Here is an 18,257-nt window from a genome sequence, read left to right on the forward strand (position 1 = left end):
TAAAACAGCATCAGTTAGATTATGGGCTAATTGATAATAATAAGATGAATAATTATGGGTGTATCCAGAGGCGGTTTTAGCTCTCGCATGGGCTTTATATTGGCAGCAGCGGGCAGTGCTGTTGGTTTAGGTAATATTTGGGGGTTTCCTACGCAAACTGCTAGTAACGGTGGTGCAGCGTTTGTACTTGTCTACCTCGTGCTAGCATTCTGTTTGGCTTATCCGGCATTTATGGCTGAACTTTTAATTGGTCGCTATGGCCAAGCGAACGCGGTAACCTCGTTGCAAAAGATGTCGCGCAACCTGTGGCAAAAGCGATTTGCCTTCTTAGTTGGTTTTGGTGGCATCGTATGTGCGGCACTTATTCTGAGCTTTTACGGCATTATTGCTGGTTGGATGATGTCATATGCGATAGAGCCATTAGCTAAAATGCTATCACTTGACGGGCTTGCACAGTGGGTGGTTACACAAGGCACATTAAGAAACTTGTTGTTTACCGCCGTATTCATGTTTTTAACTATCTTCATTATTAGCCGCGGCGTAGAGCAGGGCATTGAAAAGTGGTCAAAGCGCTTAATGCCAATGCTCATCGTGTTGTTGGTATCGCTTATTGTCTACGTCACCACCTTAGAAGGTGCAGACCAAGGTTTGAAAGCCTATTTGCAACCTGATTTTAGCCGTGTATTTGATGCTGATTTGCTAATTAGTGCATTAGGGCAAGCGTTCTTTAGCTTGTCACTAGGCACCAGTGTCATGATCATATACGGTTCATACATAGCCAAAAAAGAGAACTTGGTTACGCTTGGCGCACAAGTGACTGTGATTGATGTGTCCATCGCCTTCTTGGCGGGTTTACTCATTATCCCTGCGATGTATGTTGCACAGGCTCAAGGTGTTGCTATTTTTGCTGAAGATGGCTCATTGATTTCTGGTTCAGGTCTCGTCTTTACCGTGCTACCTGCTCTATTCCAAGGCATGGAAAGTGTTGGTTTAGTTGTTGCTTTTGCATTTTTCGTACTCATGTCGATTGCCGCTTTAACGTCAAGTATTTCAATGCTTGAAGGCCCTGTGAGCTATGCGGTGGAACGTCACAATGTTGAACGTAAAAAAGCGACTATTGCTGCCGGTATCATTATCTTTATTATTAGCGTCGCAATCGTGCTTAATATTGAATTCTTACTCGATTTTATCGCCATACTCGCAACCCAATATGGTCAGCCTATTATTGCGATGCTTTGCTGCGTTTTCGTTGGCTGGATATGGCATCGAAGTGAAGTCTTAAAAGAAATTCAACAAGGCAATGACGCGGTTGAACATTCGCTATTTTGGAAAATATGGCCTTGGTACACTAAGTTTGTTTGCCCTGTCGCAATTGCGGCCGTGTTTATACACTCAATTTTGTAATGATAAAAGCCGACGAAATGTCGGCTTTTTTTTGCAAAAATTTCTATGCTTTAGTGCCGCCAATTTTTGGCCAGTTGATCTGCCAGGGCATTGATATAGTCTTGAGTGTTGATTGAGTGACATCAGATGTAAAGAATTGTCCTTGGTTGGGAGGAATAACAAAGCTTTGCAACTCACCTTTCCAATCAAACTGCAATGCATAAGCATGTAAATAGCCTCGATCTGCTGTGGCGCCACCATATCTCTCGTCCCCTAATATAGTTACCGACAAACTATTTAACGCTACGCGCAGTTGATGCGTTTTTCCTGAATGCGGTTTAAGCAAGTACAAGCGCATGCTATTACCTATGCCGTAAGAAAAGAACTGTGTTATCGCCGGATTATGTTGCGTTCTCATTAATTTCCAACTGCCACGGCGTGCTTTTTCCATGTCACCTTTAACCAATCCTTGTTTCTTTTTAGGTTTCCCTTTAGCGATAGCAAGGTAAAACTTTTGAATAAGATGTTTTTCAAACATTTGTTGAAAGTTTTGTGCACTTTCTTTGTTCTTAGCTATCAAGACAAGTCCCGACGTCATTTTATCCAAGCGGTGAACCGGAAATAATGTATTGTCGTTTAACGCTTTTTGCACTTGATTAAATAGGCCATTACCTAATGAGGATTCATCGTGAAAATTAACATCTGGATACTTGTTAATCACGATAAAATCTGGATGTTCGGCAATTAAATCAAAATAGTGCATAGGCGCGCTTGAAAAAGAAAAAATCAGAGCCACTATAACCATTTAACAAAGAAATATTAATAAAAACTTGCTAAGCTATTGAACTAATAAACCGGTTGTCTTTAGCCTAGTTGCAGATTTTGGAATCTATTTTGACACAGACAATAAAAGCGATTGCAAACGCATTCGAACAAGCAGACCAGCTTTCACTCTTTACGCAATTTGGACGAGGTATTGAAAGAGAAGGTCTTCGAATTCATCCCGACGCAAAATTATCTGAACATGGCCACTACGCAGGATTAGGTTCCGCCCTTACACATCCTGCAATAACAACAGATTATTCTGAAACCTTATTGGAATTTATTACGCCAGTAAGTTTTGCACCGACAACGGTTATTGAGCAATTACAAGATATTCAAAAGTATACCTTTAGCCAAATCGATGGCGAATTGCTGTGGCCAATGAGTATGCCTTGTTTTGTCGAAGACGCCGATACAATCGAACTGGCAAATTACGGCACTTCTAATATTGGTACGATGAAAACGGTTTATCGCAAGGGGTTAAAGAATCGTTATGGCAGCATGATGCAAGTCATAGCGGGTATTCATTTCAACTTTTCATTTCCAAAGGCGTTCTGGCAGCAATTGCAAATCATTAAGCAAGATACTCAAGACCTGCAAGCGTTTATTAATGAAGGTTATTTTGCCTTGCTGCGCAACTACAAGCGTTATGCTTGGCTACTGCCATACCTATATGGCAGCTCACCGGCAATTTGCCCCTCGTTTTTGCAAAACAAAGAGACAGATTTACCGTTTAAGAAGGATAAAACTGGCTTTTTGTATTTAGAACATGCAACGTCCTTGCGGATGAGCGATTTAGGATACACCAACTCAGAACAATCCTCTTTTAACATTGGCTATAACAGTCTAAATGATTACTTAGACGGGGTAAGTGATGCCATTACGCATGCCTCGGAAAAGTTTGCTGAAATAGGCGTAAAAGTTAATGGAGAGTACCAACAGCTTAATACCAATGTCTTGCAAATAGAAAATGAATTGTATGCGCCGATACGCCCTAAACAAGTCGCCAAGTCAGGGGAAAAACCATCGGAAGCACTCGCCAAGCGAGGTGTCGAGTATATCGAAGTCCGCGTATTGGATGTTAACCCATTTGTTTCTACAGGCATTAGTTTAGAGCAAGTATACTTTTTGGATGTGTTTCTTACCTTCTGCGCGTTAAAAGACAGTCCATTAATGACCAATGAGCAGCAAAAAGCTTATCGTGGTAATTTGGGGCAAGTTGTTGTGCGAGGTTTAGATCCAGCGTTAACGCTATATGATCAACAGCAGCGATCCATCAAAGATTGGGGCGAAGAAATTTTCGCTGGTTTATCTGAAGTGGCCACGCTCTTGGACAAAGCAGCCGGAGAGAGTCATTATGCCGATGCAGTCGAACGCGAATATCAAAAAGTGCTAGACCCGAACAAAACATTTGCTCGACGTTTCTTACACGACATTCAGTCAAAAAATCTGACGCTAACCGAACATTGTATGAACCTAGCTAAGCAATACAGAAAAAATGCAATGACGCGAGACTATAGCTATTGTAATGCACAGAACTTCGAAGACATGCGAGTCAAGTCGCTCGCAGATCAAGCAGCGATTGAAGCGGCAGACACCGTAGACTTTGATACCTTTCTAACAGATTACTTTTCTTAATACCGCCATCAAAGACAGCGTTTGCTGTCTTATTAATTGCATAGTTCAACTTCAATGGGCTATGCAAAAACGCTTTTCTTTGGGCAAAAAAAAAGCGCGTTTAAATAAACGCGCTACAAAACTATGAAAGCAGTCCAGGGAGGTAAAATTTGTGCTCTCACATCTTAAGAGTAGACCAAATTGAAAAAGTTCATAAATTTTTTTTCGCTATTTCATATAACCTCTTGTTAACAATAATATTAAATGTTGTTAAAAAAAGCATAAAAAAAGCGCATATAAACATATGCGCTAAAAAACATGAAACACTAAGGGAATGTTAACCAAACGACTCAATTATTTGAACATTTACAACGCTCCACCTTTATAGGGGGAAAACGGTCAAATAATTAAGCCGTTCAGTCGCTCTCGTATTAATAGAGTGTGCTAATTTGCTTTAGTTCAAACTTTTTTTAATTTTTTTAATATTTCTTCTTTATCGCGTTTCGTTTATCTTAGTAATCATCATATAAAAGTAAATTAACGAAAGATGTTTCAGTACAAGCAGCGCTTAATGTGCGCAAGTTTGCTGCTTCTCTTGGCAAGTTGTGCAACGCCACCACCAAAGAATCCAGAAAATTTGTGTGCAATTTTTGAAGAAAACAGGGATTGGTACTTTGCCGCTAAAGAAGCAAGGGAGCGTTGGGGGACGCCTATCCATGTGCCAATGGCAATGATGTATCAAGAAAGCTCGTTTAGGCATGATGCTGCGCCACCGCGCAAATATATTCTTGGTTTTATTCCTTGGGGACGAATTAGCAGTGCCTACGGTTATTCTCAAGCCAAAACGTTAACCTGGGAAGATTACATAAAGGCGACTGGAAATTCCGGCGCAGATCGTGACGACTTTGACGATGCCATCGATTTTATGGCGTGGTTTATCTATAAAACCCATAAAGTAAACAAGATATCAAAGTGGGATACCTACAATCAGTACTTGAACTACCATGAAGGTTGGGGTGGCTATAGAAACAAATCTTACATGAAGAAGCCGTGGTTAATTAAAGTATCACGTAAAGTCGATGACAGAGCACGCAGATATTCAAGTCAATTGAAAACCTGCGAGGAAGATTTAGATCATGGTTGGTTATGGCGATTGTTTTTTGGCTAAGGCCAACTCAAAACATTCACAAGTGTGACAATTACGAAATCAACGGTAGTTATAAAGCATAAACCTTACCAATTTTTTATAAAATTCGATAAAAAATTGTGATGCCTTAAAAATTAAGGGGATGCGAAATACCGCAAAAAAAAGTTAAAAAAAGTGTAAAAAAGTCATTGCAAATACGCAGGGCTTTTTTTTATTGACCTAGCTTGAGTTATCCACAGAATTTGTGGAATATGGAAAAGTTTTTAAAGGGTGTGGATAACTTTGTTGGTAAATTTGTAACATTGTACTAATGTACAAAAAATAGAGATGCGCTAAGATTGATCAGTAAAGCAAGATAAACCAAGCAAAAATCGCTTAGAATATGGCGCCTATTCATAGCCTCATAATTCACTAGAGGCTATGAATTCATTGGCTTAGCGTTCGTCTTCGTGTGTTTGAGCAACAAATTCAGGTAAAATACGAACTGTCTTTATCATATTGTCGCTAAGATCGACGATTTCGACGGGATATCCGCCAATTTTGGCGCTAAGTTTCGCCTGTGGAATATCTTCCAAATGTTCAATGATCAGGCCGCTAATTGTCTTAGGACCGTCAGTTGGTAGCTGCCAATCCATTTCTTTATTCACATCACGGATGTTAGCGCTTCCATCAATCAAAAAACTACCATCGGGCTGTGGTGTCACTTCTTCACTCGGAGTAGGCGTTTTCGTTGTGGTAAAGTCGCCAACAATTTCTTCCAAAATATCTTCTAGGGTTACAAGTCCTTGAATGTCTCCGTATTCATCTACTACCAAGCCTAATCGTTCTTTGGCACGCTGGAATTTAAGTAGTTGAACATTGAGCGGCGTTTTCTCTGGAATAAAATACAACTCACGAACAGCGCGCAGCAGTGTGGCTTTGGTGAATTGGTTTTTAGATAACATCTTTAATGCATCACGTACGTGAATATAGCCGACAACATCATCTATATTGTCTCGGTAAAGCAATACACGGGTATGACTAGCATGGGTGAGTTGTCGCTGGATCTTTTTCCATTCTTGGTTGATGTCGATACCAAATAGCTCGTTCCTAGGGATCATGATGTCTTCAACAGTCACGTTTTCTAGGTCAAGAATGCCTACTAACATGTTTTGATCGCGTTTAGGTAATAGGGCGCTTGATTCATTTACTACCGTTTTTAGCTCTTCTGAGCTCAAGCTATGGTTTTCCATATCTTGCTGGCTCACGCCAAGCAATTTGAGAATACCATTGGTGATGTAGTTAACTGCGACGACCAATGGGAAAAGTAGCTTCATCAATGGGCGCAGTATAAATGAACTTGGAAATGCTATTTTCTCTGGATTTATCGCGGCAAGAGTTTTAGGCGTCACCTCTGCAAAAATCAATATAACAAGAGTAAGCAGAAGACCTGCGTAGAATATACCAGCACCACCAATCAAGCGTTCTGCTATAACGCCCGCGATAAGTGAAGCAAATACATTAACAAGGTTATTACCAATTAGAATTAAGCCAATCAGTTGGTCTGGACGCTTAAGTAGCTTACCTACGCGTTTAGCGCCTTTGTGGCCATTGTTTTCTAAGTGACGCAATCGATATCGATTGAGAGACATAAGTCCGGTTTCTGAGCCGGAAAAGTATGCTGAAATTAATATTAAAATGCCAAGAATGGCACAAAGCATACCGGTGGAGATACTGTCCAATCAGGGGGTCCTATATTGCCCAAAAAAAAAGGTGTTAAGAATAAACTGTTATCTTAAACCAACAATTGTCGATGAAATTATCACCGAACAGCCTTTATACCTTAATTTTTAAGATAAGAGAAATTCTTTCACGAATCTGCTACCAAAATACGACAATGTGAGCAAAATTGTTGCGATTGTGGTTAAGGTAACGATTCTGTGGCCTCGCCAACCTTGTTTGAAGTGGCCCCATAAAATGACGCAGTACAAGCCCAGTGCCATTAGTGATAACACGGTTTTATGCGCATTTTCTTTACTAATAAAATTGTCGAGGAAAATGAAACCTGTTAGTTGGCTCAACAACAAGGTTAACGTGCCAACAGCAAGTATTAAAAATAGTTGTTGCTCAACCTGCATTAGAGGTGGCAAGTGGGTCACGGCAGCCAAGTTCTTTTGCTTCAATTTAAAGTTGATATAGGCCACTTGATAACAATACAAGGTAGCAATAACCAGAATGCAGTAAGCGATAAGCGCTAACGTAATATGCGTGACCAATACTAATTTGCCAGCAATTAAAGGCATATTTTCAATTGTCGGTATTAACAAGGATATCGTCAGCCAAATCGCAGAAAAACCATAGGCAACAGGCAGAATTAAGTTGATTTTGTAACGCAGCGCTAACCCACTTACAAAAAGTGCTATCACTAAACTCACAATTGAAACCACGTTAGGTAGGCTAAAATTGAGTGGTTGATTGTCAAAACTGCCCGAGACAAGTAGTACGTGTGCAATGATTGCAACCAGCGCAGAGGCTTGAACAAATAAAAGGTTAGGACCTTTGTGATGGAATAATCGTGACAATACCGCAAATGTTGCAATGGTATAGCCCAAAATAGCCACTAAGGTGAAAACTGTTGCAATGTGCACTTTGTTACTCCGATATACGCGCTATTTATTGTTAGTAAGAGCGCGCTAATTATTTGATAAACAAACGTCTTATAGGTTTTACTGCCAGTATTATTATCACGAGCGCACATAAAATGCCAAACCATTGTGGTAATAATTCGTGGCTATGACTCATTTGATTGGCAATATTAATGTCAAAATAGCTAAGGCCTGCATCAAGTAATAACCCTAAAGCAATTGCACTGACGCTAATGCCTAGTAGATAGCGAGTTAATACCGGGGTGCCCATTTCAGATTTAATCACACCTAATGTTGATATATTGGTTGCCGGTCCAGCCATCATAAACACCAGTGCAGTGCCTGGAGAAATACCAGCCATAATAAAGCCAGCCGCTATCGGTGTAGACGCAGTAGCACAAATATACATAGGAATAGATATGGCAATCATTAGTAGCATCGCCGGTAGGCCACTGCCATAGCTAAGCAAAAAGCTCTCTGGTACGAAGGTGCGCACAATTGTCGCAAACAATAGACCTATCGCTAACCATTTGACGATGTCATCAATTAAGGTTGTTGATGCGTATTTAATACCACTGATGGTTTTGTCCATGCTAGTGGGCTGATGGCTATGTTCATGGCTACAGCAACTTGTTTCTTCTTTTTTCGGCGCTTCTTGTTGATGGCTTGCGCAGCAGCTTTTAACCTCTGCTTGATTACTTGTTGCTGTTTTTGTGGTGGTGTTAACCAATAGCCCGGTTGCTATCGCACTAATTATGGCAGCAATAGGGCGGTAAATTGCCATGACAGGCCCAAGCATCGCATACGACACAGAGACAGAATCAACGCCAGTTTCGGGTGTAGCAACTAAAAAAGAAGAGGTGGCCGGCGCAGAAGCGCCGCTGCGTTTAAGTTCTGTTGCAACAGGTATGACGCCGCATGAACATAATGGCAACGGAGCGCCTATAAATGCCGCCTTTACGATCGCTTTTTTTCCGCTACCAAGATGATGGCTAAGGATACGTGTTGGTACCCAAGCTTTCATAAGGCCTGCTATCAATAAGCCGAGCAACAACCAAGGGCTTGCTTCTGCGCTTAACTGGACTAAATTGGCGAAAAATTGATTAACGATTTGCATAAGTGTGAATACTGCATCTTGAAACTGGTTTAATTCTACCATATATCAGTCAAAAGCAAGTTATAAAGTGTAGCGCTTGTTACATTTTTACTTTCCAAGGGTGGCTCGCTATAATAGCCCCCAATTTTTTGCGCACTTTGCTATAGAGAATCTGATGTTTGAGAATCTTTCTGATCGTTTAACCAAATCGCTAAAAAACATTAGCGGTCGTGGTCGCCTTACCGAAGACAATATAAAAGATACGTTAAGAGAAGTACGTATGGCTTTATTGGAGGCCGACGTTGCTTTGCCGGTTATCCGTGAATTTATTGCTAAAGTAAAAGAAAGCGCATTGGGTACAGATGTATCGAAAAGCTTAACGCCAGGGCAAGTGTTTGTAAAAATTGTACAAACAGAACTTGAGAAAGCGATGGGTGAAGTTAATGAACAACTTGACCTAAAAGCAACGCCTCCTGCTGTGATATTAATGGCTGGTTTACAAGGTGCAGGTAAAACAACTTCTGTAGCAAAGCTATCTAAGTTCTTAAAAGAGCGCGAAAAGAAAAAAGTATTGGTGGTATCAGCTGACGTTTATCGCCCCGCTGCGATTAAACAGCTTGAAACACTTGCCAGCGAAGTAGGCGTAGACTTTTTCCCAAGTGCGGTCGAGCAAAAACCAATTGATATCGCCAATGCAGCGATTGCTCATGCAAAGAAAAACTTTTTTGACGTATTGATTCTAGATACCGCTGGTCGTCTCCATGTAGACGGCGAGATGATGGATGAAATCAAAGCATTACATGCGGCGGTTAATCCGGTTGAAACCCTATTCACTGTTGATGCAATGACAGGTCAAGATGCTGCCAATACGGCGAAAGCGTTTGACGAAGCGCTGCCATTAACGGGTGTTATTTTGACAAAAACCGATGGTGATGCACGTGGTGGTGCCGCGCTATCAATTCGTCACATAACGGGTAAGCCGATTAAATTTATGGGTGTTGGTGAGAAGACCGATGCTTTAGAACCATTCCATCCAGATCGTATAGCGTCTCGTATTTTGGGTATGGGTGACGTATTGTCACTGATAGAAGAAGTTGAGCAAAAAGTTGATAAGGCAAAAGCCGAAAAGCTAGCGAAGAAAGTTAAATCAGGAAAAGGCTTCGATCTTGAAGATTTTCGCGAACAGCTTGTTCAAATGAAAAGTATGGGCGGTATGATGGGCTTGATCGACAAATTACCTGGTATGGGGCAAATGTCTGAACAAGTTAAAAACCAAATGGACGACAAACTAACCGTTCGTATGGAAGCGATTATCAACTCAATGACACCGGCTGAGCGCGCGCGCCCTGACATTATTAAGGGCTCACGTAAACGTCGCATTGCAGCGGGTTCAGGTACTCAGATTCAAGATGTAAACAAGCTGTTGAAGCAGTTCACGCAAATGCAGAAAATGATGAAGAAGATGTCTGGCAAAGGTGGCATGCAGAAGATGATGCGTGGCATGAAAGGCATGATGCCTCCCGGTGGCGGCATGGGCGGATTCGGTGGCTTTGGCCGTCGTTAGTCAACATAAAGTTTATCGAGAAGCAGCCAACGGCTGCTTTTTTTGTGCCCTAGTTTTAACACGCTATACTCAAAGCACTTAATTCTGTTAAAGGTTTGCTTGTGATTGTTATTCATCATAACCCCGATTGTGGTACGTCGAGAAATGTATTAGCTATTATCAAGGCTGCTGGGTATACCCCTGTCGTTATTGAATATTTGAAAGTCGGTTGGACTAAGCCGCAATTACAGGCTTTGTTTGCGGCAGCCAATTTAACGCCGAAAACGGCATTACGAAAAACTAAGTCACCTGCACAAGAGCTCGGTTTGTTGCAAGAGTCGGTAAGCGAAGAAACCATTTTTAGCGCCATGCTTGAACATCCGGTGTTAGTCAATCGACCTATCGTTTGTACGGCAAAGGGAGTCAAACTATGTCGCCCGAGCGAAGCGGTATTAGACATTCTTGAACAGTGGCCGAAAGGACCCTTTGCGAAAGAAGACGGTGAGCAAATAATTGATGACAAAGGCGAGCGATGTTAAAGCGCCGAGGCGCTTTTTCTATCAAAGTTTAAACGCATTGAAATTTAACGATTTGCTAGATGGCGTAAATAGCCATGATATATACACTTTTAAACAGATATTTCACTTGCATTTTTACTGAAAATACGTACAATACGCGAGCTTTTCTGTCACCTGAGTGGCAGGAAGTGTCTGGATTTATATGTTTAACTTAATTAAATAGAGGACGGTATGGTTACCATTCGTTTAGCTCGTGGTGGCGCGAAGAAGCGTCCATTCTATCAGGTAGTAGTTGCAGACAGCCGTAATTCTCGCGATGGTCGTTTCATCGAGAAAGTAGGTTTCTTCAACCCAACTGCACAAGGTCAAGCGGAAAAATTACGTTTAGACCTAGAGCGTATCAACCACTGGGTTGGTCAAGGTGCAAATGTATCTGATCGTGTGGCTAAGTTAGTAAAAGACGCACAAGCTGCTGCTTAATTGACTTAGAGAGTTCAGGAGTATTTAAGTGAGTGAAGTATCTGAAAATGTCATCCTTGGCAAAGTAGGCGCAGTCTACGGTGTTAAAGGTTGGGTAAAGATTCATTCATTTACACAAGACCCTGAAGCCATTTTAGACTATTTCCCTTGGTCGCTAAAATTAGGGAAAAAAGAACAACGTGTTGAAGTAGAAGATTGGCGGAAACACAACAAAGGTTTAATCGTAAAGGTTAAAGGTTTTGAAGATAGAGATCAGGCGTCAGCGTTGGTTAATTCTGAAATCTTTATTTCTGGTGAGTCATTACCGGAGTTACCTGAAGGTGAGTTTTACTGGCGTGACCTTATTGGCATGACGGTGATTACAAACCAAGGTTATAACCTAGGTGTTGTCGACGATATTATGGAAACAGGCGCTAATGACGTCTTAGTTGTTAAAGCCAATGCGAAAGACGCTTTCGGTAAGAAAGAAAGACTAATTCCTTATGTAGAGGAAGAAGTTATTGAGTCGATTAGCATTGAAGATAAACAAATTTGTGTTGACTGGGACCCAGGTTTTTAACTCGTGACGGAAAACAAACCATTATGGATTGGGGTGATAAGCCTTTTTCCGCAAATGTTTGATGCCATCACAGAGTATGGGGTGACAAGCCGAGCAATACGTAATGGGCTTATTGAGTTTCATCGTTGGAACCCAAGAGATTTTACCCATGATAAACATCGTACAGTGGACGATAGGCCTTATGGCGGCGGACCTGGGATGTTAATGATGGTGCAACCCTTACGTGATGCGATTGCTGCTGCCAAACAAGCTGCTTTAGAAGCAGGGCGTGAAGCTAAAGTGATTTATTTGTCGCCACAAGGGCGGAAACTAAACCAGTCTGGTGTGCAAACATTAGCACAGCACGATACGCTAATATTTATCGCTGGGCGATATGAAGGTATCGACGAACGATTGATTATTTCGGAAGTAGATGAAGAATGGTCAGTTGGGGATTATGTGCTAAGTGGCGGAGAATTACCCGCCATGAATATGATTGATGCAGTGGCGCGTTTTGTGCCAGGTGTACTAGGACACAATCAATCGGCCGAACAGGATTCTTTTTCTGACGGTTTATTAGATTGTCCTCATTACACTAGACCTGAAGTGTTAGACGGTGAGTCTGTACCAAAGGTTCTGTTAAGCGGAAATCATGAGCAAATCAGACAATGGCGTCAGTATCAGTCCTTATTGAGGACATGGACCAGAAGACCAGAACTTTTAACTGACCTAGCTCTGACGGCTGAGCAGGAAAAAATGCTTGATTCAATCAAGCTTGAGTATCCAACAGACCGTGAATCCTAGGATAAGGTGATAAAATGAGTAACATTATTAAAGAGCTCGAATTAGAGCAAATGAAAAAAGATGTACCAGCATTCGCACCAGGCGACACTGTTGTTGTACAAGTAAAAGTTAAAGAAGGTGATAAGTCACGTCTTCAAGCATTTGAAGGTGTTGTTATCGCTGTTAAGAGCCGTGGCTTACATTCAGCTTTCACTGTTCGTAAAATCTCGAACGGTGTAGGTGTTGAGCGTGTATTCCAGACACATAGCCCATTAGTTGACTCAATTGAAGTCAAACGTCGCGGTGATGTTCGTCAAGCTAAACTTTACTACTTACGTGAGCGTACTGGTCGTGCTGCTCGTATTAAAGAGAAGCTTGCTAAGAAGTAATAATAGTTACTTACGCACTTTACGAAAAAGCCCTGCAATTGCAGGGCTTTTTTTTATACCTAAAACATTTGGGGTCAGAACATGTTCTGACCCCAAATGTTGCAATAATTTCCTCTACACCTGTCATTAAGTATCGCCAAATAAATAATAACCAACTGTTTTAATTGATTAAATTAATCTATAGGAGTTTTAGTTATAGAGGAAGAAGCAAAAAATTAGACGAAAGAACGTTAAGTAGAAATGCTGGGGTCAGAACATGTTCTGACCCCAAATAGGTTATTGGTTAAATGAAATGCGTTGGATCTTTTTGCCCGCTAGATAAACATTAACAAAACCTTCGCTACTGTCTTTGGCTCGAACAATAGCGAGCGCTTTACCCTTAGCTGTGGTTAACGTGTTGCTGTTGTAACTATCCATAGCGCTGGTATCACCATTATCTACACCAAGCAATTCAATATTCTCAGATGGCGAAAATAGAATTTGCTCTTCAGCATGAGACACTGCATGACCGTTTTCGTCGATTAACTGCAATTCAATGTGAGCAACGTCATTAAAACTCGGCTCCATAGCGTTTTTATCTACGCGGATATGAGCAGATACAGGCTTACTTGCACTATTAACCAAGTACTGTTTACCACATCCGACGGCTTTTAACTCTCCTTGAGTGTATGGCAATGCCCATTTGATGATACGGTCTGGATTGTCACTTAAGCGCTTAGAGCCCAAGCTATCGCCATTTAATAGCAAATCAACATTCTCACAATTGGTTAGGACTTCAACGATGACCATTTCACTCTCTTGATAGTTCCAATGTGAATTTACGTCTTGCCAAAACCATACACGTTGTTGCCATTTACCCGGCTCTTTTTCTTCTACAATTAAGCTGTTATCCGTTTGAACTGACTTGTATAACGACTTTTCTTCAGTTTGAGAGGTGATATAAAGCACAGGCTCTTCTTGCCATAGGCTTTTAAACATATAGTAAGACGGCTTTTTAAAACCAGCGGTATCAAGCATACCAGACGGGGTCGCTTTTCTTGGCCAGGCGTTGTGAGCTTCACCCAAGTAGTCTATCCCTGTCCACAAGAATGTACCTGAAATGAAATCGCGCTCTTCGATAGCTTTCCATTCATGCCACTGTACAACGTTTTCATTGCCCATAATTGGTTTGTCGGGGAACAATTCATGACCATAGTCATAAATAACGCGCCTATAGCTGTAGCCAATCACATCTAATGCATCCGTATAACCACTAATATGGCTTACAGAAGGAAGAATCAAATTAGCGGTAATTGGACGCGATGTGTCAATTTCCTTAACCCATTTAGATAGTTTTTTTGCGGTTTCAGCAAGTACATATTTACCTTCCTCACTCGTATGAAAGCGCTCATAAATTTCTTCAGGGCTTATGAATGGAGGGTTGTAAAAATAATTACCGGCAGCATTCATATCAAAGTAACCTGTTGCTGCCTTATAGCGTGGGTAGGTCCACTCTATTTCGTTGCCAATACTCCACATAAAAATTGATGGGTGGTTTCTATCGCGCAGCATAGAGTCTTTAAGGTCTCGCTCTGCCTCTTCTTGGAAGTGCTCAGCGTAACCACGGCTTATATCATCGCTGTGTCGTTCCCATTGATTAAGACGTTTATCCTTTGGGTTATCCCATTCATCAAAAATTTCAGCTTGAACGAGCAGACCTAGCTCATCACATAAATCGAGAAAATTGATTGATACTGGGTTGTGCGCTGTTCTAATTGCATTTACCCCTGCATCTTTCAGTGCCAATAATCTGCGACGCCAAACATCATCTGGAACTGCAGTTCCCACAAGTCCGGCATCATGATGTAAATTCACACCTTTAATTTTTAAATTGCGACCATTTAAGAAAAAACCTTTGTCTTTATCGAATAAGAAATCTCTAATACCAAACTTCGTCGTTGTGCTGTCAATTGGATTGCCATCGACAACTAATGTATTGGTTAAAACATACAGATTAGGTGAATCAATATCCCAGAGTTTTGGCTGTGTAACATCTAAAGTCTGCTCTATAACTGTTTTGGCGTTTGCTTTTAAACTAACCGTTTTTTCTTGCTGCGCGACAAGCTGCCCCGATTGATCTGTTATTGAAGAGCGCACAACGAGTGATTTGTCGCTATTATGTTCATTGTTTACGCTTACCTGCGCGTTGACCAGTGCTTTTTCTTTGGAAACCGACGGGGTTGTTACAAAGTTGCCCCAAATTGGGATATGGAGCTTGTCAGTTACTACAAGATTTACATCACGATAGATTCCAGAACCAGTATACCAGCGGCTGTCTATATAATTAGTGTGGTCAACTTTGACCGCGACGATATTCTCTTCACCTTCAGGGTTAAGGTGTTTGGTAAGGTCTACAAAAAATGGCGAGTAACCGTTGATGCGTTCACCAACTTTCGTGCCATTGATAAATACTTGGGCGTTTGCATACACACCATCAAAGTATAATTGCACTTTCTTGCCTGAGAGCTCTGAGCGTGAGGTGAAGGTTTTTCTATACCAGCCAAGTCCGCCAGGAAGGTAGGCTGTTGCCCCATTAAATTCTTGGCTGAAGGGTACTTTTATACTCCAGTCATGCGGAAGGTTAACTTGACGCCAATTGTCTTCCTTAATATCTGCAGCACTATAATTTACCGTATCGCTCTCTTCTATAAGGCGAAAGCTCCAACCTTTATTAAAGTTAATGCTGCGCTGCTGCGGCGCTTTATTTACAGTTACTTCTTTAGCAGAAGTGTTTTGCTCGCTGTTATTGCAACCCCACAACAATGTTAAGGTCAGCATAGCGGTGAGCCCAGTCATTCGTTTTATTATGTTAGTTCGCACGAAAACATCCCAGTAATTTTAATTCATTGTCAACGTTACAGGTTACGACACAAATCATCAATAGTTAATTGTTAACAATTTAGGCGGTAGGAGTAGATTTTCTAAACTTTTAATCACTTGCTTTAACATTTGGGGTCAGAACATGTTCTGACCCCAAATGTTAACTAACTAGGTTGGTTTAGTGCTTTTTCTAGGTTGTAAAAGTAAAGAAATTAATTCTTAACTATATGATTATATTTGAAATGTTGCGCTAGTGATGTAATTGGGCTTAGTAAAAGAGCTAAACATTAGACTTGTATAAATAGAAAATTATAAGCTGGGGTCAGAACATGTTCTGACCCCAAATTTAAGGGGGAGTTAGTTTTTGTATTTGTCGAACCAAGCGACGATATAGCCGATTTTTTGGATCAAGTTACTTGGTTTCGCAGCAATACCGTGTGACGCTTTTGGAATGCGCACCATAGCGGTATCTACTCGATTAAGCTTAAGAGCTTGGTAGTATTGCTCCGTTTCGCTCATTGGCGTACGGTAATCTACTTCACCAGTGAGTAACATCGTCGGTGTTTTAACATTGCCAACAAGAGAGAGTGGCGAGTGTTTCCATAAGTGCTCAACATGCTCCCAAGGTTTGCCAGGCATCCAATACTGGCTGAAGTATGTATAGCCATCTGCTGTCAGTGTGAAACTTAACCAGTTGATCACTGGCTTCGCAACAACGGCAGCCTTAAAACGGTCTGTTTTACCCACGATCCACGCGGTAAGTACTCCACCACCCGAACCACCAGTAACAAACAAATTGTCAGTATCAATATTACCTTTAGCAACAACCTGATCGACGATATCCATTAAATCATCGTAATCTTGCGATGGGTAATTGTGATGAATCAAATTGGCAAACTCTGCGCCATACGATGTTGAACCTCTAGGGTTTGCCCATACAACCGCGTAGCCTTTAGCAACCATCATTTGTACTTCGCTACTAAAGTTAGGGCCGTAGGCTGTGTGTGGGCCTCCATGAATCTCTAGTATCAGGGGTACTTTTTCGCCTTTTTTAACGTCTGGGTAAGCAACCCAAGCTTCGATTTCACGTTTATCGACACTTGATTTAGCGACAACTTTTTCCACTTTAGCGACATATTTATCCGCTAATAAGTCGGAGTTAAAATCAGTAAGTGTGCGCTGTTTACCACTTGTTAGTACCGCTAAGTCAGCCGGTTTCGCGCTGGTACCTAACGTATATGCAATGGCATTTTGACGAGAAACTGCAAAATCGCCTGACGTATAAGGTCGACCTAAAGATTGGCCGCCTAATGTAATGTTAGTTGGGCTAATTTTATTGCTTAGCGAAACATAACTGACGGTTTTCTGGCCATGATCATCATGTGAGAAATATAAGCCTTTACTATTGCTGTTCCACACAATTTTATTGATACCGCGATCTAACTGTTTAGCCAAAACCTTTTCATTTTTGCCATTGAGATCAGAAACAACAATGTAAGCATTCTGATGACTCATTTTAGTATCAACAAAGCTTAGTCTTGCCATCAGTTTACCGTTTGGACTAATAGTTGCGGCAAAGTCTGGTCCTTTGTTATTGGTGATTTTGGCTATATCTAAACTAGTTACATTGACCTTGTATATATCGGCTTCTAGTGGTTGATATTCATAGTCTTCATTTAAGTTTCCGCCAAAATAAAGGCTATCATTTTTTGCAGACCACGTAAGCGGGCCAGAAATACTACCTTGTTGAGCTGTTATTTGTTTGGCGCTACCACCGTTGGCAGGAACAACATAAATCTGATTGAAGCCAGCTGGCAAAAATCCAGCGCCGTCAGAGCGATAGTTTGTTGCATCGATAAACGTCGCATTACCAGCCCACTCAGCCCCTTTTGGTTTTTGAGGCATATCAGTAAACAGCACGGCAGGTTTTTCAGGAGTAAACATAATAAAGGCGATATGCTTACCGTCATTTGACCATGAAATCGCGCTTGGTGACTTCTGTAAATTGGTTACTCTCACCGTCTGCGCGGTATCCAAAAAGCGCACATACAACTGCGGCGCACCTTCTTGCGTGCTAATGTATGCGAGTCTGTCTCCTTGTGGGGATAGCTTTGGCATATATGCATTGTATGCCCCTGATACGAGTGGACGTTCGTTACTGCCGTCAATATCTACTTGCCATAAGTTGATACGAGGTGCGTCGGTCATTACATCGAAACTGCGACGCTCAAAAATGACCGTTTTTCCATTATTAGCAAATATCGGTGAGGAGACATACTCAAGCTCAAACAAATCTTGATACTGCAACGCCTTTTTGCCGCTATTGGCAATGGCGATATTGGTCATTAATAAGAGCGAAATCGCTGCCCAGATGAATAATTTCTTATACATATTTTTGTCCAAAGTACTTTAGTTATTAACAATTAACTTTATGTTATTTGGACTTAAATTCAAATGG

At 41.3% G+C, this 18,257-nt stretch carries 15 protein-coding genes; 9 read left to right on the plus strand and 6 right to left on the minus strand.

Annotation, left to right across the window (positions count from 1 at the left end; genetic code table 11):
* Positions 1–54 precede the first annotated feature (54 nt).
* Positions 55–1,404, plus strand: coding sequence for a sodium-dependent transporter (locus QUD85_RS03665; RefSeq protein ID WP_093327801.1), 1,350 nt, complete (start codon positions 55–57; stop codon positions 1,402–1,404).
* Positions 1,405–1,447: 43 nt separating this feature from the next.
* On the opposite strand, the gene QUD85_RS03670 is transcribed toward QUD85_RS03665, so the two are convergent.
* Entirely contained in the window at positions 1,448–2,146 is a 699-nt protein-coding gene (locus QUD85_RS03670) for a TIGR01621 family pseudouridine synthase (RefSeq protein WP_093328050.1), read from the minus strand.
* A 131-nt stretch (positions 2,147–2,277) separates the two neighbouring features.
* Between QUD85_RS03670 and gshA the strand changes: the two genes are divergently transcribed.
* Together gshA and QUD85_RS03680 are read left to right on the plus strand one after the other, a co-directional pair.
* Positions 2,278–3,843, plus strand: coding sequence for a glutamate--cysteine ligase (gene gshA / locus QUD85_RS03675; RefSeq protein WP_093327800.1), 1,566 nt, complete (start codon positions 2,278–2,280; stop codon positions 3,841–3,843).
* 526 nt (positions 3,844–4,369) lie between these two features.
* A complete protein-coding gene (locus tag QUD85_RS03680) occupies positions 4,370–4,990 on the plus strand; it encodes a transglycosylase SLT domain-containing protein (RefSeq protein ID WP_093327798.1) in 621 nt (206 codons plus the stop codon).
* Positions 4,991–5,403: 413 nt separating this feature from the next.
* On the opposite strand, the gene QUD85_RS03685 is transcribed toward QUD85_RS03680, so the two are convergent.
* The 3 genes from QUD85_RS03685 to QUD85_RS03695 form a co-directional block, all read right to left on the minus strand.
* Positions 5,404–6,690, minus strand: a complete 1,287-nt coding sequence (locus QUD85_RS03685) for an HlyC/CorC family transporter (RefSeq protein ID WP_093327797.1) — start codon at positions 6,688–6,690, stop codon at positions 5,404–5,406.
* Between the two features lie 108 nt (positions 6,691–6,798).
* Positions 6,799–7,596, minus strand: coding sequence for a cytochrome C assembly family protein (locus QUD85_RS03690; RefSeq protein ID WP_093327795.1), 798 nt, complete (start codon positions 7,594–7,596; stop codon positions 6,799–6,801).
* Between the two features lie 49 nt (positions 7,597–7,645).
* Positions 7,646–8,752 (minus strand): SO_0444 family Cu/Zn efflux transporter, encoded by a 1,107-nt coding sequence (locus QUD85_RS03695; RefSeq protein WP_245732053.1) that lies wholly within the window; start codon positions 8,750–8,752, stop codon positions 7,646–7,648.
* 112 nt (positions 8,753–8,864) lie between these two features.
* Between QUD85_RS03695 and ffh the strand changes: the two genes are divergently transcribed.
* From ffh to rplS, 6 genes are all read left to right on the plus strand, one after another.
* Positions 8,865–10,253, plus strand: a complete 1,389-nt coding sequence (gene ffh, locus QUD85_RS03700; RefSeq protein WP_093327794.1) for a signal recognition particle protein — start codon at positions 8,865–8,867, stop codon at positions 10,251–10,253.
* Positions 10,254–10,354: 101 nt separating this feature from the next.
* Complete coding sequence (gene arsC, locus QUD85_RS03705) at positions 10,355–10,771, plus strand: arsenate reductase (glutaredoxin) (RefSeq protein ID WP_093327792.1); 417 nt, start codon at positions 10,355–10,357, stop codon at positions 10,769–10,771.
* Positions 10,772–10,981: 210 nt separating this feature from the next.
* A complete protein-coding gene (gene rpsP / locus QUD85_RS03710) occupies positions 10,982–11,230 on the plus strand; it encodes a 30S ribosomal protein S16 (RefSeq protein ID WP_093327791.1) in 249 nt (82 codons plus the stop codon).
* A 28-nt stretch (positions 11,231–11,258) separates the two neighbouring features.
* A complete protein-coding gene (gene rimM, locus QUD85_RS03715; protein WP_093327789.1) occupies positions 11,259–11,789 on the plus strand; it encodes a ribosome maturation factor RimM in 531 nt (176 codons plus the stop codon).
* Positions 11,790–11,792: 3 nt separating this feature from the next.
* Positions 11,793–12,572 (plus strand): tRNA (guanosine(37)-N1)-methyltransferase TrmD, encoded by a 780-nt coding sequence (trmD, locus tag QUD85_RS03720; RefSeq protein WP_093327788.1) that lies wholly within the window; start codon positions 11,793–11,795, stop codon positions 12,570–12,572.
* Between the two features lie 14 nt (positions 12,573–12,586).
* Positions 12,587–12,940, plus strand: a complete 354-nt coding sequence (gene rplS / locus QUD85_RS03725) for a 50S ribosomal protein L19 (RefSeq protein WP_093327786.1) — start codon at positions 12,587–12,589, stop codon at positions 12,938–12,940.
* A gap of 276 nt (positions 12,941–13,216) precedes the next feature.
* On the opposite strand, the gene QUD85_RS03730 is transcribed toward rplS, so the two are convergent.
* Both QUD85_RS03730 and QUD85_RS03735 read right to left on the minus strand, forming a co-directional pair.
* Positions 13,217–15,799 carry a glycoside hydrolase family 2 TIM barrel-domain containing protein gene (locus QUD85_RS03730; protein WP_218139572.1) on the minus strand — a complete coding sequence of 861 codons (2,583 nt, stop codon included), beginning with the start codon at positions 15,797–15,799 and terminating at the stop codon, positions 13,217–13,219.
* Positions 15,800–16,156: 357 nt separating this feature from the next.
* Positions 16,157–18,190 (minus strand): S9 family peptidase, encoded by a 2,034-nt coding sequence (locus QUD85_RS03735; protein WP_093327784.1) that lies wholly within the window; start codon positions 18,188–18,190, stop codon positions 16,157–16,159.
* Positions 18,191–18,257: the final 67 nt, after the last annotated feature.

This window comes from Thalassotalea agarivorans (genome assembly GCF_030295955.1).
Lineage (GTDB): Bacteria > Pseudomonadota > Gammaproteobacteria > Enterobacterales > Alteromonadaceae > Thalassotalea_D > Thalassotalea_D agarivorans.